General features: G+C 72.0%; 14 protein-coding genes and 1 tRNA gene. 11 read left to right on the top strand and 4 right to left on the bottom strand.

The window, feature by feature from the left end; genetic code table 11:
* Positions 1-14 precede the first annotated feature (14 nt).
* Together AC1WTP_RS13815 and AC1WTP_RS13810 are read left to right on the top strand one after the other, a co-directional pair.
* Positions 15-470, top strand: a complete 456-nt coding sequence (locus AC1WTP_RS13815) for a DUF4383 domain-containing protein (protein WP_481649632.1) — start codon at positions 15-17, stop codon at positions 468-470.
* 180 nt (positions 471-650) lie between these two features.
* The gene (locus AC1WTP_RS13810) at positions 651-1,133 is read left to right on the top strand and encodes a DUF4383 domain-containing protein (RefSeq protein ID WP_481649631.1); all 483 of its coding nucleotides are present in this window, start codon (positions 651-653) and stop codon (positions 1,131-1,133) included.
* Positions 1,134-1,139: 6 nt separating this feature from the next.
* Here AC1WTP_RS13810 and AC1WTP_RS13805 read toward each other — a convergent pair whose 3' ends face one another.
* Both AC1WTP_RS13805 and AC1WTP_RS13800 read right to left on the bottom strand, forming a co-directional pair.
* A complete protein-coding gene (locus AC1WTP_RS13805) occupies positions 1,140-1,829 on the bottom strand; it encodes a TetR family transcriptional regulator (RefSeq protein WP_481649630.1) in 690 nt (229 codons plus the stop codon).
* 226 nt (positions 1,830-2,055) lie between these two features.
* Positions 2,056-3,018 carry an acyl-CoA desaturase gene (locus AC1WTP_RS13800; RefSeq protein ID WP_481649629.1) on the bottom strand — a complete coding sequence of 321 codons (963 nt, stop codon included), beginning with the start codon at positions 3,016-3,018 and terminating at the stop codon, positions 2,056-2,058.
* A gap of 136 nt (positions 3,019-3,154) precedes the next feature.
* On the opposite strand from AC1WTP_RS13800, the gene AC1WTP_RS13795 reads away from it, so the two are divergent.
* The 9 genes from AC1WTP_RS13795 to cysN all read left to right on the top strand — a co-directional run bounded on the left by AC1WTP_RS13795 (position 3,155) and on the right by cysN (position 11,630).
* Positions 3,155-3,901 carry a helix-turn-helix domain-containing protein gene (locus AC1WTP_RS13795; protein WP_481649628.1) on the top strand — a complete coding sequence of 249 codons (747 nt, stop codon included), beginning with the start codon at positions 3,155-3,157 and terminating at the stop codon, positions 3,899-3,901.
* A 45-nt stretch (positions 3,902-3,946) separates the two neighbouring features.
* A tRNA-Gln gene (locus AC1WTP_RS13790) sits at positions 3,947-4,017 on the top strand.
* 74 nt (positions 4,018-4,091) lie between these two features.
* Entirely contained in the window at positions 4,092-5,618 is a 1,527-nt protein-coding gene (gene glmU, locus AC1WTP_RS13785; protein ID WP_481649627.1) for a bifunctional UDP-N-acetylglucosamine diphosphorylase/glucosamine-1-phosphate N-acetyltransferase GlmU, read from the top strand.
* 60 nt (positions 5,619-5,678) lie between these two features.
* Positions 5,679-6,659 (top strand): ribose-phosphate diphosphokinase, encoded by a 981-nt coding sequence (locus AC1WTP_RS13780; protein WP_481649626.1) that lies wholly within the window; start codon positions 5,679-5,681, stop codon positions 6,657-6,659.
* Between the two features lie 321 nt (positions 6,660-6,980).
* A complete protein-coding gene (locus tag AC1WTP_RS13775; protein ID WP_481649625.1) occupies positions 6,981-7,670 on the top strand; it encodes a 50S ribosomal protein L25/general stress protein Ctc in 690 nt (229 codons plus the stop codon).
* Positions 7,671-7,762: 92 nt separating this feature from the next.
* A complete protein-coding gene (gene pth, locus AC1WTP_RS13770) occupies positions 7,763-8,353 on the top strand; it encodes an aminoacyl-tRNA hydrolase (RefSeq protein WP_481649624.1) in 591 nt (196 codons plus the stop codon).
* A 136-nt stretch (positions 8,354-8,489) separates the two neighbouring features.
* Positions 8,490-9,323, top strand: a complete 834-nt coding sequence (locus AC1WTP_RS13765) for an inositol monophosphatase family protein (RefSeq protein WP_481649623.1) — start codon at positions 8,490-8,492, stop codon at positions 9,321-9,323.
* Positions 9,324-9,396: 73 nt separating this feature from the next.
* Positions 9,397-10,305: a sulfate adenylyltransferase subunit CysD gene (gene cysD / locus AC1WTP_RS13760; RefSeq protein ID WP_481649622.1), complete on the top strand. Its 909-nt coding sequence runs from the start codon at positions 9,397-9,399 to the stop codon at positions 10,303-10,305.
* A complete protein-coding gene (gene cysN, locus AC1WTP_RS13755) occupies positions 10,305-11,630 on the top strand; it encodes a sulfate adenylyltransferase subunit CysN (RefSeq protein ID WP_481649621.1) in 1,326 nt (441 codons plus the stop codon). The genes cysD and cysN overlap by 1 nt, the downstream gene beginning before the upstream one ends.
* 46 nt (positions 11,631-11,676) lie before the next feature.
* Here the strand turns inward: cysN and galK are convergent, their stop codons facing one another.
* Complete coding sequence (gene galK / locus AC1WTP_RS13750) at positions 11,677-12,837, bottom strand: galactokinase (RefSeq protein ID WP_481649620.1); 1,161 nt, start codon at positions 12,835-12,837, stop codon at positions 11,677-11,679.
* Positions 12,834-13,856, bottom strand: a complete 1,023-nt coding sequence (gene galE / locus AC1WTP_RS13745) for a UDP-glucose 4-epimerase GalE (RefSeq protein ID WP_481649619.1) — start codon at positions 13,854-13,856, stop codon at positions 12,834-12,836. The genes galK and galE overlap by 4 nt, the downstream gene beginning before the upstream one ends.
* Positions 13,857-13,895: the final 39 nt, after the last annotated feature.

Raw genomic sequence — 13,895 nt, 5'->3', positions numbered from 1 at the left:
TTGGAGACTCAGACATGGCCCACACCCCCGTCAACCACCCCGCGCGGCCGATCTACCGGGCGATCGGCGGGCTCACCGGTCTGTACCTGGTCGTCTTCGGCGTGCTCGGCATCGTCACGAGCGCCGGCAACGAGGTCCTCGCCCAGGACGACACGCAGGTCCTCGGGCAGGGCAGCAACCTCGGCTTCTCGCTGGTCAGTGTCCTGCTCGGGCTGGCCGTGCTGGCCGGCACCGCGATCGGCCGCAACGTGGACGTGGTCATCAACCAGTGGCTGGCGTACCTGCTGATGGCGATCAGCCTGGGCGGGCTCGCGTTCATCCAGACCGAGGCGAACATCTTCAACTTCAGCGTCACCACGGTGATCGTGCTGATGGTGCTCAGCCTGGTGCTGCTGATGGTCGGGATGTACGGCAAGGTCGGCACGGACGACGAGAAGGAGGCCTGGCAGAAGGCCCGGCTCGTGCTCTGATCCTCCTGCGTTTCCCGGTTCTCGCCGGTGTGGTCCCGCTTCGGGTCGGCCTTGTGCCGGTCCGGGCGGGACCTCTGTCGTTTCCGGCGCGGGGCTGTGGCTGGCGGTTCGGGGGACAGGTGCGGGCGGTCGGGGTGACAATCCTCCTGAATTGTTGAGATTCGGGACGGAGGATGGGCGATGGTGCACTTTCCGATAAACCATCCGGCGCGGCCGATCTACCGGGTCCTCGCCGGCCTGGTGGGGCTCTACATCCTGGTGTTCGGAGTCTGGGGGGTCGTACAGACCTGGGGTGACCCGCTCTTCGAGCGGAACGGCGACTGGGTGCTCGGGCTCCGCACCAACCTGGCGTTCGCGCTGGTCTCCGTGGTCTTCGGGACCGTGCTGATCATCGGCGCGTCCCGGCGCGGGAACCTCGGTCACTACATGAACCTGACCGCCGGGGTCGTGTTCCTGGCGACCAGCCTCCTCATGATGTCCGTGCTGCAGACCAAGGCCAACTTCCTCAACTTCTCGATGTCCACGGTCGTGGTGTCGATGATCTTCGGCCTCATCCTGCTCGGCACCGGCCTCTACGACAAGGTCGGCACCGACGAGCACGCCGAGGAGACGCGGCAACACCGCAACCACCCGGTCCACGAGGCGCACCTGCGCCGACCCTGACGGCGGTCAGCGCTTCCGTACGGTGATCAGCCCCGGCTTGGACTCCAGGTGCGACAACCCGTTCCAGGCCAGGTTCACCAGGTGCGCGGCCACCGTCTCCTTGCGCGGCTTGCGCACCTCCAGCCACCAGCGGCCGGTCAACGCCACCATGCCCACCAGCGCCTGGGAGTAGAGCTCGGCCAGCTTCGGGTCGTACCCCCGGCTGGAGAACTCGGCGCCCAGGATGTGCTCCACCTGGTGCGCCACGTCGTTCAGCACGCTGCTGAAGTTGCCGGTCGCCGACATCAGCGGCGACTCGCGCACCAGCACCCGGAACCCGCTGGTCTCCTCCTCGATGTAGGCCAGCAGAGCCAGCGCCGCCTGCTCCAGCAGCTCCCGCGGGTGACCGGCAGTCAGCGCGGTGGTGACCCGGTCCAGCAGGGCGCGGACCTCCCGGTCCACCACCACCGCGTAGAGCCCCTCCTTGCCGCCGAAGTGCTCGTAGACCACCGGCTTGGAGACCTTGGCGCGGGCCGCCACCTCCTCGATGGAGGTGGCGTCGAAGCCGCGCTCGGCGAAGAGCTGCCGGCCGATCAGGATCAGCTGCTCGCGGCGTTGAGACGCCGACATGCGTACCCGCGAGGTGGGTTTGCCGGCGGCGGGCACCACCCGCCGCCGGCCGGTACCAGCGTCCTTGCCCGGGGCGTCCGCCGCCATGTCGTCACCTCGCCGGCGCTCGGTGACGCCCTGTCGTGGAATGGAGCCTCCGCCGTGCGGGTTCACGCCGCCGTCCCCTCGGCCGGCGGCCCGCCGGCGCCGGTCTGCCGTTCGACCGTACCCGCGCCGGGCCCGGCCCCCCTGCCGCCGGGCCGCCCGACATCACCCGCGCTCCGCTCGGTCACCCGGCAATACTGCCAGGTAACCTGCGCCGGCACTGCCCGGTTTACCGCTCCGCGGCCGGCTTCACGAGCTTCGCCGCGATCCGCTCCGGCTTCGGCCACCGCACGTCGTACGCCGCGCCGAGCTTCTCGAACAGCCAGATCACCCGGGCCGAGATGTCCACCTGACCCCGCAGCACGCCGTGCCGGGCGCTGGTCGGGTCGGCGTGGTGCAGGTTGTGCCAGCTCTCGCCGAACGACAGGATGGCCAGCGGCCAGAAGTTCGACGCCCGGTCGCCCTGGCGCACCGCGAACGGGCGCTCACCGTACACGTGGCAGACCGAGTTGATCGACCAGGTCACGTGGTGCAGCAGGGCGATCCGCACCAGGCCGCCCCAGAAGAGCGCGGTCAGCGCGCCCTGCCAGGACCAGGTGAGCAGGCCGCCCAGCAGCGCCGGGCCGAGCACCGAGGTGGTCACCAGCAGCGGGAAGAGCCGGTCCACCCGGTTGATGTCCCGGTCGGCGAGCAGGTCCGGCGCGAACCGTTCCCGGTTGGAGAGTTCGCGGCCGAAGAGCCAGCCCACGTGGGCGTGGAACATGCCGCGGGTCAGGCCGCCGAGGCTCTCGCCGAACCGCCACGGCGAGTGCGGGTCACCCTCCTGGTCCGAGAAGGCGTGGTGGCGCCGGTGGTCGGCGACCCACTGGATGATCTCGCCCTGCACCGCCAGCGAACCGGAGACCGCCAGCGCGACCCGCAGCCAGCGCCTGGCCTTGAACGAGCCGTGTGTGAAGTAGCGGTGGTAGCCGACCGTGATGCCGAGCCCGGACACCACGTACCAGACCAGCGCGATGGCGACGTCGGTCCAGCTCAGCCAGCCGCCCCAGGCGATCGGGACGGCGGCGATCAGGGCCGCGAAGGGGATCACCACGAAGGCCCAGAGGGCGATCAGGATGCCCGGGGACTGGGTCCCCTGGGTGAGTGGTTTCGGGCCGGCGCTGTTGTTCGGTTCGAGCAGAGCGGTCGACATGGCACCTCGCAGAGGGGTCGGGCAAGATCGCAAAGTTACGCCTACGTCACCGTAACTTGCGGGGTTGTGGTTCGCACGGGAGAGTTCCGCGAATGAATGCCTGAAAACGTCGTACGGGTGTTCTAACCTGCTGGTCATGGTCGATCCGCTCGCCGCCGAGGCGGCGCAACCCAGCCCTCGCCGATCCATGTCGCCGCGCTACGAGGCGGCACTTCGCCTGCGCCGTCAGGGGTGCAGCGTCCCGGAAATCGCCAAGCGGGTCGGGGTGGCCCGCTCGACCGCCTACCAGTGGGTGGGGCACCTGCCGCTCGACCGCGAGTCCGACGAGGCGAGGGCCCGCCGCCGGGCGCACTCCAAGGTGATGACGGACGCGCAGTGGGGCGAATACCGCGCCGTGCGGGACGCCGCCCGAGCCGAAACGGTGACGAAGGTCGCGGCCTGGGTCAAGGACCTTCGCTACCGTGAGTTGATCCTGGTAGGCGCGGCGATCTACTGGTGCGAGGGTGCGAAGGCGAAGCCCTGGCGACCCAACGACTGCCGGCTCAGGTTCGTCAACAGTGACCCGATGCTCATCCTGCTGTTCGTGCGCTTCGTCGAGGCGCTCGGAGTCGCCCGCGACGCTCTGCGGTTCCGGGTCAACATTCACGAGAACGCGGATGAGGCGGCGGCGGTGCGCTGGTGGGCGGGCCTGGTCGGCGTGCCGCCGGAGGAGTTCCAGCGGTCCTCCCTCAAGCGGCACCGACCGGAGACGACGCGGCAGAACGTCGGGGCGGAGTACCGCGGCTGCCTGACGGTCTACGTCCCGCAGTCGAGCCGGCTCTACTGGAAGATCGAAGGGATCATGAAAGGAATGAGCAATGGCGCCACGGGGGAGGGGCGCTAAGGTGTAGGGGATCGGCAAGCTGCTTGGTTTGCCCGTTTTAGACCGTCCCGGGTCGTCTAATGGCAGGACGTCAGGTTTTGGTCCTGATTGTAGGGGTTCGAGTCCTCTCCCGGGAGCTTCCGCTCGTCGGCGGACGATGTCTGGTTAGCATGGCCGCGAGACTGTCCGTCGTCCCGACTGGAGCCGCGTCGTGTCCCAGCCCCACACCCGCACCGTCGTCGTGCTCGCCGCCGGTGAGGGCAAGCGGATGAAGTCGGCGCTGCCCAAGGTGCTGCATCCGCTGCTCGGCCGTACGCTGCTCGGCCACGTGCTGACCGCCGCCGCGCCGCTCGCCGCGGAGCGCACGGTGGTCGTCGTCGGCCACGGTGCCGACCAGGTGCGCGGGCACCTGACCGAGATCGCGCCCGAGGCCACCCCGGTGCTCCAGGCGGAGCAGCTCGGCACCGGCCACGCGGTCCGGATCGCGCTGGACGCGGTGCCCGACGCCACCGGCACCGTCGTCGTGATCAACGGTGACGTGCCGCTGCTCCGCCCGGAGACGGTCGCCGCGCTGGTGGCGGCGCACGAGGACGCGCGGGCCGCGGCCACCGTGCTCGCCGCCGAGGTGCCCGACCCGACCGGCCTGGGGCGGATCGTCCGGAACGCCGAGGGCCGGTTGGAGCAGATCGTCGAGGAGCGGGACGCCACCGCGGCGCAGCGCGCGATCCGCGAGATCAACGCCGGGATCTACGCGTTCGACGTGGTCCGGCTGCGGGACGCGCTGGGCAAGCTCTCCACCGACAACGACCAGGGCGAGGAGTACCTCACCGACGTCTTCGCCCTGCTGGGCTCCGCCGGCGAGCCGGTGGCGGTGCACGTCGCCGCCGATCACGTCGAGACGCTGGGCTGCAACGACCGGGTCGAGCTGGCCGGGCTGCGCCGGCTGCTCCGGGACCGGGTGAACGAGGCGTGGATGCGGACCGGGGTCACCCTGCTGGACCCGGACACCACCTGGATCGACGTGACCGTCGCGCTGGACCGGGACGCCGTGGTGGACCAGAACACCCAGCTGCGTGGCGGCACGGTGGTCGGCACCGGCGCGGTGGTCGGGCCCGACGTCACCCTGATCGACACCGTGGTCGGCCCGGGCGCCACCGTGCTGCGCAGCCACGCGGTGGGCGCCGAGGTCGGTCCCGGGGCCAGCGTCGGCCCGTACGCTTACCTGCGGCCGGCCGCCCGGCTGGCGGAGAGGTCGAAGGTCGGCACGTTCGTCGAGGTGAAGAACTCCGAGGTCGGCGAGGGCGCCAAGGTGCCGCACCTGTCGTACGTGGGTGACGCGACGATCGGGGCGAAGGCCAACATCGGCGCGGCGACGATCTTCGTGAACTACGACGGGGTGAACAAGCACCGGACGGTCGTCGGCGAGGGGGCCTTCGTCGGCTGCGACACCAGCCTGATCGCCCCGGTCGAGGTGGGTGCCGGGGCGTACGTGGCGGCGGGCAGCGCGATCGCCCAGGACGTGCCGCCCGGCGCGCTCGGGGTCACCCGGGCGCCGCAGCGCAACATCGAGGGCTGGGTGGCCCGCAAGCGGCCCGGCACGGTCTCCGCGGCGGCGGCCGAGCGGGCGGCCGAGGGTGCGTCGGGCGAGGCGGCGGCCGCAAGTGAAGGTGAGGCAATCCACGGGGAGGCAGATGCGGTGGGCCCCGCGTCTGGCAGGGGAGATACTGCAACCGAATAGTCCCCGGCCCACCACCACCGCGTGCCGGGTACCACCGACCACAACGGGAGCAGACGGGCCATGGGCAGCATCGTCGCCGAAAACCGCAAGAGCCTGATGCTCTTCTCCGGACGGGCCTTTCCGGAGCTGGCCAGGGAGATCGGCGAGGTGCTCGGCGTCGCGCCGACGCCGGCCGACGCGTACGACTTCGCCAACGGCGAGATCTTCGTACGGTTCAAGGACTCGGTACGTGGTTCGGACGCCTTCGTGGTGCAGTCCGTCACGCACGGGGTCAACACCTGGGTCATGGAGACCCTGATCATGATCGACGCGCTGAAGCGGGGTTCGGCGAAGCGGATCACGGTCGTCCTGCCGTTCTACCCGTACTCCCGGCAGGACAAGAAGCACCGGGGCCGGGAGCCGATCTCGGCCCGGCTGATCGCCGACCTGCTCAAGACCGCGGGGGCGAACCGGATCCTCACCGTCGACCTGCACACCGCGCAGATCCAGGGCTTCTTCGACGGCCCGGTGGACCACCTCTTCGCGATGGACGTGCTCGCCGAGTACGTGCAGCACCGGTACGCCGGCCGGCCGATGACCGTGGTCGCGCCGGACTCGGGCCGGGTGCGGGTGGCCGAGCGGTGGACGGACCGGCTGGGTGGCTGCCCGCTGGCCTTCATCCACAAGACCCGGGACCCGTCGAAGCCGAACCAGGTGGTGGCCAACCGGGTGGTCGGCGAGGTGGAGGGTCGGGTTTGCCTGATCGTCGACGACATGATCGACACCGGTGGCACGATCTGCCGGGCGGCGGACATCCTCAGGGAGTCCGGCGCGGCGGACGTGGTGGTCGCCTCCACCCACGCCCTGCTCTCCGACCCGGCGACCGAGCGGCTGAAGAACAGCCCGATCAGCGAGGTCGTGGTGACCAACACGCTGCCGCTGCCGCCGGAGAAGCAGCTCGACAAGCTCACCGTGCTGTCGATCGCGCCGCTGCTGGCGCGGGCGATCCGTGAGGTGTTCGACGACGGTTCGGTGACCACCCTCTTCGGTGGCCTGAGCTGAGCGACCGGCGGGGATCGGGCGCCCGCCCGACCCCCGCCGCCGCGAGCGCCGTCGGGGCCGTGGCCGGGCGGCGACGGACGGTCGCCGGAGGCGGCCCGGGCGCGGACCTGGGGACTGCCGGAGAGCACGGATTCAGCTCGGGTAGACTGGTGCGGTTGCCACGGCGAGGGTGCCCGGCGGGCCGCTGACAAGCGCCGCACGGAGGCACCGTGATCGACGCGGTGCTCCGGGCAGTCGTTCATGACGCATGAGCCCCAGCGAGCCCCTCGCCCCAGCACCGCCAGACGACAAGCCGCCGCGCGAAGCATCAGGAGTTTCCCCGTGTCCGAGGTAAAGATCAGCGCCGAGCCCCGCACCGAGTTCGGCAAGGGTGGTGCCCGTCGTACCCGCCGGGCCGGCAAGGTGCCCGCCGTGCTGTACGGCCACGGCGAGAAGCCCAAGCACATCGCGCTGCCCGCCCGCGAGTTCGCCGCGGCGATCCGCAAGGGTGGCGCCAACCAGCTCTTCGCGATCGAGGTGAGCGACGGCACCCAGGCGCTGGCGCTGCCGAAGGCGATCCAGCGTGACGCGATCAAGGACACCTTCGAGCACGTCGACCTGCTGCTGGTCCGCCGTGGCGAGAAGGTCACCGTCGACGTCCCGGTCCAGCTGACCGGCGAGGCGGCGAGGGACACGCTGATCGTGCACGACCACGACACCCTGTCGGTGACCGCCGACGCCACCAAGGTGCCGGACCACCTGGAGGCCTCGATCGAGGGCGCGGAGGCGGGTGTCCAGATCACCGCTGCCGACGTCGCGCTGCCGGCCGGCGTCGAGCTCGCCGCCGACCCGGAGCTGGCGGTCGCCACGGTGACCGCCGCGCCGACCGCCGAGCAGCTCGAGGCCACCATGCCCGAGGTCGAGGAGGCCACCGAGGAGGCCGAGGCCGAGGTCGGCGAGGTCACCGAGGGCGCCGAGGAGGCTCCGGCCGCCGAGGGCGCGGAGAACGCCGAGGCGCGTACCGAGGCCTGATCGGTCCGAAACTGTGACAGGCGTCCCCGACGGTTGGGGGCGCCTGTCGGCGTATCGGGGCCGGGTGACACGGACAGCGGGAGGGGCGGGTCGTGACGGACGAGACGGGGCCGTGGCTGGTGGTCGGCCTGGGTAACCCGGGCCGGGAGTACGCCGGCAACCGGCACAACGTCGGCTTCATGGTGGCCGACCTGCTGGCCGGGCGGGTCGGCGCGAAGTTCGGCCGGCACAAGCGGGCGGTGGCGGAGGTGGCCGAGGGGCGGCTCGGTTTCGGCGGGCCGAAGCTGGTGCTGGTGAAGCCGCTGACCTACATGAACCTCTCCGGCGGGCCGGTGGCGGCGCTGGCGCAGTTCTACAAGGTGGCGCCGGGCCAGGTGGTCGCGGTGCACGACGAGCTGGACATCGGCTACGGGCAGCTGCGGGTGAAGTGCGGCGGCGGCGAGGGCGGGCACAACGGCCTGCGCTCGATGTCGAAGTCGCTGGGCACCAAGGAGTACGTCCGGGTGCGGTTCGGCATCGGCCGGCCGCCGGGGCGGCAGGACCCGGCGGACTACGTACTGTCGGATTTCGGCGCGGTGGAGCGCAAGGAGCTGGACTTCCTGGTGGACCGGGCGGCGGACGTGGTGGAGTCGGTCATCACCCGCGGCGTGGAGCCGACGCAGAACCTCTACCACGGCTCCTGAGCCGGGCGGGGCGTCCCGGGTCGGGGGCCGTGGGCCGGTAGTCTGCGCCTTTCGACGTGGCGTTGGCCGGGCGGCGCGGGCCGTCGACGGCGATCAGGTCGGCGCGGCGCGGGGCGAGGCGACGGGAGCGGAAGTCATGGGCAGTCCTCCGATGATCGACGGCGCGTTCGCCCGGTGGCTGGCGGCCCGGGCCGGTCAGGCGCTGCTGGCGCTGCGGGCCGAGACGGGGTTCGCCGACGCCGGGGCGCTGAAGTCGGCCGGGGACAAGGTCTCGCACGACCTCATCCGCACCGAGCTGGCGAAGTGGCGGCCGGGCGACGCGGTGCTCTCCGAGGAGGACGAGGGGTCGCGGTTGGCCTGGGCGGCCGAGGTGAACACCGGGGCGGTGTCCCGGTTGACCGCCGACCGGGTGTGGATCGTCGACCCGTTGGACGGCACCCGGGAGTTCGCCGAGGAGGGCCGGTCGGACTGGGCGGTGCACGTGGCGCTCTGGGCGCGCGGCGCGCCGACGCCGCACGGGCTGGTCGCCGGGGCGGTGGGGCTGCCGGCGCAGCACCGGGTGCTGGCCACCGACTATCCGCCGGCGTATCCGCCGCTGACGGTGGAGGCGGCGGCCGCGGGCGGCCGGCGGACCATCCGGTTGGCGGCCAGCCGGAGCCGGCCGCCGGTCTTCCTCACCGACCTGGCCGAGGACGTCGGGGCGCACCTGGTGCCGATGGGCTCGGCCGGCGCCAAGATCGCGGCGGTGGTGACCGGCGAGGTGGACGCCTACATCCACGCCGGCGGCCAGTACGAGTGGGACTCGGCGGCGCCGGTGGCTGTGGCGACGGCCACCGGACTGCACGCTTCCCGGATCGACGGTTCTGCGCTGAAATACAACGAGGCGGATCCGCGTCTGCCGGACCTGCTGGTATGCCGTGCGGATCTCGCCCCCCGGTTGCTTGCGGCGCTGCAGAGACATTCCGGGTAGCCTGAGCGTCTTCCTGACGTACCCGACCGGAAAGGTCTGGAAATCGGATGAGCGAGCGAATCGGGTCCGGGTCATGACCGGCCCCGCCTACCAGGTCTCGCACCTCGACGCGCTGGAGGCCGAGAGCGTCTTCGTGATGCGTGAGGTGGTCGCCGAGATGGAGCGGCCGGTGCTGCTCTTCTCCGGCGGCAAGGACTCGATCGTGATGCTGCGGCTGGCCCAGAAGGCGTTCGCCCCGGCCAACATCCCGTTCCCGGTGATGCACGTGGACACCGGCCACAACTTCCCCGAGGTTCTCGAATACCGGGATCGGCGGGTCGCCGAGCTGGGGCTGCACCTGGTCGTGGCGAGCGTGCCGGAGGCGCTGGCCAGCGGGTTGGTGCGCGAGTCGGCCGACGGGATGCGCAACCGGATCCAGACCCCGGTGCTGCTGGACGCGGTCGAGAAGCACCGCTTCGACGCGCTCTTCGGCGGCGCCCGCCGGGACGAGGAGAAGGCCCGGGCCAAGGAGCGGGTGTTCAGCTTCCGCGACGAGTTCGGCCAGTGGGACCCGAAGAACCAGCGTCCCGAACTGTGGGCGCTCTACAACGGCCGGCACCACCCGGGCGAGTCGATCCGGGTCTTCCCGCTGTCCAACTGGACAGAGCTGGACGTCTGGCACTACATCGCCCGGGAGCGGATCGCCCTGCCGTCGATCTACTACGCGCACGAGCGCGAGGTGGTCGAGCGCGACGGGATGCTCTACGCGGTCAACGAGTTCTTCCGCCCCCGCGCCGGTGAGGAGCGGTTCAAGGCGCGGGTGCGCTACCGCACGGTCGGCGACGCGTCCTGCACCGCCGCCGTCCGCTCGGACGCCGACACGGTGGAGAAGGTCATCGAGGAGGTCGCCGCCACCCGGATCACCGAGCGCGGCGCGACCCGGGGCGACGACCGGGTCAGCGAGGCCGCCATGGAGGACCGCAAGCGGGAGGGCTACTTCTGATGACCACCGAGACCGCGGCCCCGGCCGGCGCGAACACGACGGACGCCCGGGCCGCCAGCGAGGCCCGGCCCATGGACCTGCTGCGCTTCGCCACCGCGGGCAGCGTGGACGACGGCAAGTCGACCCTGATCGGTCGGCTGCTCTACGACACGAAGTCGCTCTTCACCGACCAGCTCGCCGCCGTCGAGGCGGTCAGCGCGGCGCGCGGCGACGAGTACACCAACCTGGCGCTGCTCACCGACGGCCTGCGGGCCGAGCGGGAGCAGGGCATCACCATCGACGTGGCGTACCGCTACTTCGCCACGCCGCGGCGGAAGTTCATCATCGCCGACACCCCCGGGCACATCCAGTACACCCGGAACATGGTCACCGGGGCGTCCACCGCGGACCTGGCGCTGATCCTGGTCGACGCCCGCAGGGGCCTGGTCGAGCAGTCCCGCCGGCACGCGTTCCTCTGCTCGCTGCTGCGGGTGCCGCACCTGGTGCTCTGCGTCAACAAGATGGACCTGGTCGACTTCTCCCAGGAGGTCTTCGAGCGGATCGCCGACGAGTTCACCGCCTTCGCCGCGAAGCTCGAGGTGCCGGACCTGACCGTGGTGCCGGTCTCCGCGCTCAAGGGCGACAACATCGTCAGCCGGTCGGCGAACATGCCCTGGTACGAGGGGCCGTCGCTGCTGCACCACCTGGAGCGGGTGCACATCGCCAGCGACCGCAACCTGGTCGACGTCCGGTTCCCGGTGCAGTACGTGATCCGTCCGCAGTCGACCACCGTCACCGACTACCGGGGCTACGCCGGTCAGGTGGCCTCGGGGGTGCTCAAGCCGGGCGACGAGGTGATGGTGCTGCCCTCCGGCTTCACCAGCCGGATCGCCGCGGTGGAGACCGCCGACGGGCCGGTCGCGGAGGCGTTCCCGCCGATGTCGGTGACCGTACGCCTGGCGGACGAGATCGACATCTCCCGGGGCGACATGATCTGCCGGCCGAACAACGCCCCGGCGGTGGCCCAGGACATCGAGGCGATGGTCTGCTGGATGGACGAGACCCGCCCGCTCCAGGTGGGCGGCAAGTACGCCATCAAGCACACCACCCGGTCGGCCCGGGCCATCGTGCGTGGGCTGCACTACCGGCTCGACATCAACTCGCTGCACCGCGACGAGTCGGCCGGCGAGCTGCGGCTCAACGAGATCGGCCGGGTGCGGCTGCGCACCACCGTGCCGCTGCTCGCCGACGAGTACCGGCGCAACCGCACCACGGGCGGGTTCGTCATCATCGACGAGACCACCAACCGGACGGTCGGCGCCGGCATGATCGTCGAAGCCTCCTGACGTCGACTCTCCCGGAGTCGGCGGCGCTGGCGGCTGCGCCCACGGGTCAGTCCAGGCGGGTGGCGCCCGGGCCGGGCAGCACGGTGACGTGCCCGGGGGCGGTGAAGCCGCGCTCGGCGTACGCGGCGGTGACGGCGGCGGCCACCGGCTCGGCGGCCGCGGCGTCGACCAGGGCGAGGACGCAGCCGCCGAAGCCGCCGCCGGTCATCCGCGCGCCGATCGCCCCGGCCGCGAGCGCCGCCTCGACCGCGGTGTCGATCTCGGGCACGGTGATCTCGAAGTCGTCGCGCATCGAGGCGTGCGAGGCGGTCAGCAGCGGGCCGATCTCCCGGATCCGGCCGGCGCGCAGCAGCGTGACGGTGTCCAGCACCCGCTGGTCCTCGGTGACCACGTGCCGGACCCGGCGGCGGGTCTCGTCGTCGTCGAGCCGGGCCAGCGCGTCGTCGAGCCCGGCCACGTCGACGTCCCGCAGCGCCGGCACGCCGAGCAGGTCGGCGGCCCGCTCGCAGGACTTCCGGCGGGCCGCGTACTCGCCGTCGGCGTGCCGGTGCGGCGCCCGGCTGTCGACCACCAGCATGGCGAGCCCGGCCGCGTCCAGGTCGAACGGGATGTGCTCGACCGACTCGTCCCGGCAGTCGAGGAAGAGCGCGTGCCCGGCCCGGCAGCGGATGGCCGCGGACTGGTCCATGATCCCGGTCGGCGCGCCGACGTAGGCGTTCTCGGCCCGCTGGGCCAGCCGGGGCTGCCGCTCGGCGGGCAGGTCGAGCCCACCCAGGTCGACCAGGGCGGCCAGCACGGCCGACTCCAGCGCGGCCGAGGAGGAGAGCCCGGAGCCGAGCGGCACGTCGGAGGCGATCGCCAGCCGGGCGCCGGGCACGGCGTGGCCCGCCTCGCGCAGCGCCCAGACCACCCCGGCCACGTACGCGGCCCAGCCGGTGACCCGGCCCGGCGCGGCGACCTCGTCGGCGCCGAAGGTGACCGTCTCGCCGGTCAGCTCCGACCAGACCGTCCAGGTCTCGCCGGGCTGGGCGGCGGCGGCCGCCACGGTGCGCAGGGAGAGCGCGAACGGTAGCACGAAGCCGTCGTTGTAGTCGGTGTGCTCGCCGATCAGGTTGGCCCGCCCGGGAGCCGCCCAGCGGCCCGCCGGCTCCGCCCCGTACGCCGAGCGGAAGCCCGCGGTGGCGCGGGCCGCGACGTCGTCGGTCACCGCTGCTCCAGGACGTGCGTGCGGTAGAACGCCCAGGCGTCGCCGACCATGTCGTGCAGGGTCGGCTTCCGCGGCACCCAGCCGAGTTCCGCGCGGGCCAGCGCGGCGGAGGCGACCAGCTCGGCCGGGTCGCCCTCGCGGCGCGGCGCCACCTCCACCGGCACCGGGTGCCCGGTGACCTCGCGGACCACGTCGACCACCTGGCGGTTGGTGAACCCGCTGCCGTTGCCCAGGTTGTAGATCCGGTGCTGGCCGGGCACCGCCGCGTCGAGCGCGAGCAGGTGGGCGCGGGCGAGGTCGGCGACGTGGATGTAGTCGCGCACGCAGGTGCCGTCGACGGTGGGGTAGTCGTCGCCGAAGAGCTGGAGCTTCTCCCGCCGGCCCGCGGCCACCTCGAGCGCGATCGGGATCAGGTGGGTCTCCGGGTCGTGCCGTTCGCCGAGCGCGACGTCGCCGTCGAGGTGCGCCCCGGCGACGTTGAAGTAGCGCAGCGAGACGGCGGCGAGGTGGTGGGCGATCGCCTCGGAGGTGAGCGCCATGTCGACGGCGAGCTTGGTGGCCCCGTACGTGTTGGTGGGGGCCTTGACCGCGGTCTCCGGGATCGGCAGCTCGGTCGGGTTGCCGTAGACCGCGGCGGTGGAGGAGAAGACCAGCCGGGACACCCCGGCGGCCCGGACCGCGTCGAGCAGCGCCAGCGTGCCGACGGTGTTGGTGTGCCAGTAGAGCTCCGGCTTGACCATCGACTCGCCCGCGGCGATCAGGGCGGCGAAGTGCAGCACCCCGTCGAAGCCCGCCTCGGGGGTGAGCACCCGGGCCGCGTCGTGGATGGACGCCTCGACGTGCGTCGCGTCGGGGGCGAGCGCCGCCCGGTGGCCGGTGCGCAGGTCGTCGAGGACGACCACCTGGTGTCCGGCGTCGAGCAGCATCCGGGTCACCACGCTGCCGATGAAGCCGGCGCCGCCGGTGACGAGCAGTTTCACGTCGGTCTCCTCCTGCCTGGTCGTCGCGGCCGCGACCATGTGGTGATCACCTTACGGCCGCCGGTGGAGCGACGCTCC

This window comes from Micromonospora sp. R311, assembly GCF_056780015.1.
Note: the sequence above shows the minus strand (reverse complement) of the source record. Positions and strands in the feature narration are given on the sequence as shown.

Coding starts and splice junctions, on each gene's coding strand:
- galE (WP_481649619.1), bottom strand. CDS start 13,856: ATGGTCGCGGCCGCGACGACCAGGCAGGAGGAGACCGACGTGAAACTG.
- AC1WTP_RS13765 (WP_481649623.1), top strand. CDS start 8,490: ATGGGCAGTCCTCCGATGATCGACGGCGCGTTCGCCCGGTGGCTGGCG.
- AC1WTP_RS13815 (WP_481649632.1), top strand. CDS start 15: ATGGCCCACACCCCCGTCAACCACCCCGCGCGGCCGATCTACCGGGCG.
- AC1WTP_RS13800 (WP_481649629.1), bottom strand. CDS start 3,018: ATGTCGACCGCTCTGCTCGAACCGAACAACAGCGCCGGCCCGAAACCA.
- AC1WTP_RS13780 (WP_481649626.1), top strand. CDS start 5,679: ATGGGCAGCATCGTCGCCGAAAACCGCAAGAGCCTGATGCTCTTCTCC.
- AC1WTP_RS13805 (WP_481649630.1), bottom strand. CDS start 1,829: ATGGCGGCGGACGCCCCGGGCAAGGACGCTGGTACCGGCCGGCGGCGG.
- AC1WTP_RS13810 (WP_481649631.1), top strand. CDS start 651: ATGGTGCACTTTCCGATAAACCATCCGGCGCGGCCGATCTACCGGGTC.
- cysD (WP_481649622.1), top strand. CDS start 9,397: ATGACCGGCCCCGCCTACCAGGTCTCGCACCTCGACGCGCTGGAGGCC.
- cysN (WP_481649621.1), top strand. CDS start 10,305: ATGACCACCGAGACCGCGGCCCCGGCCGGCGCGAACACGACGGACGCC.
- AC1WTP_RS13795 (WP_481649628.1), top strand. CDS start 3,155: ATGGTCGATCCGCTCGCCGCCGAGGCGGCGCAACCCAGCCCTCGCCGA.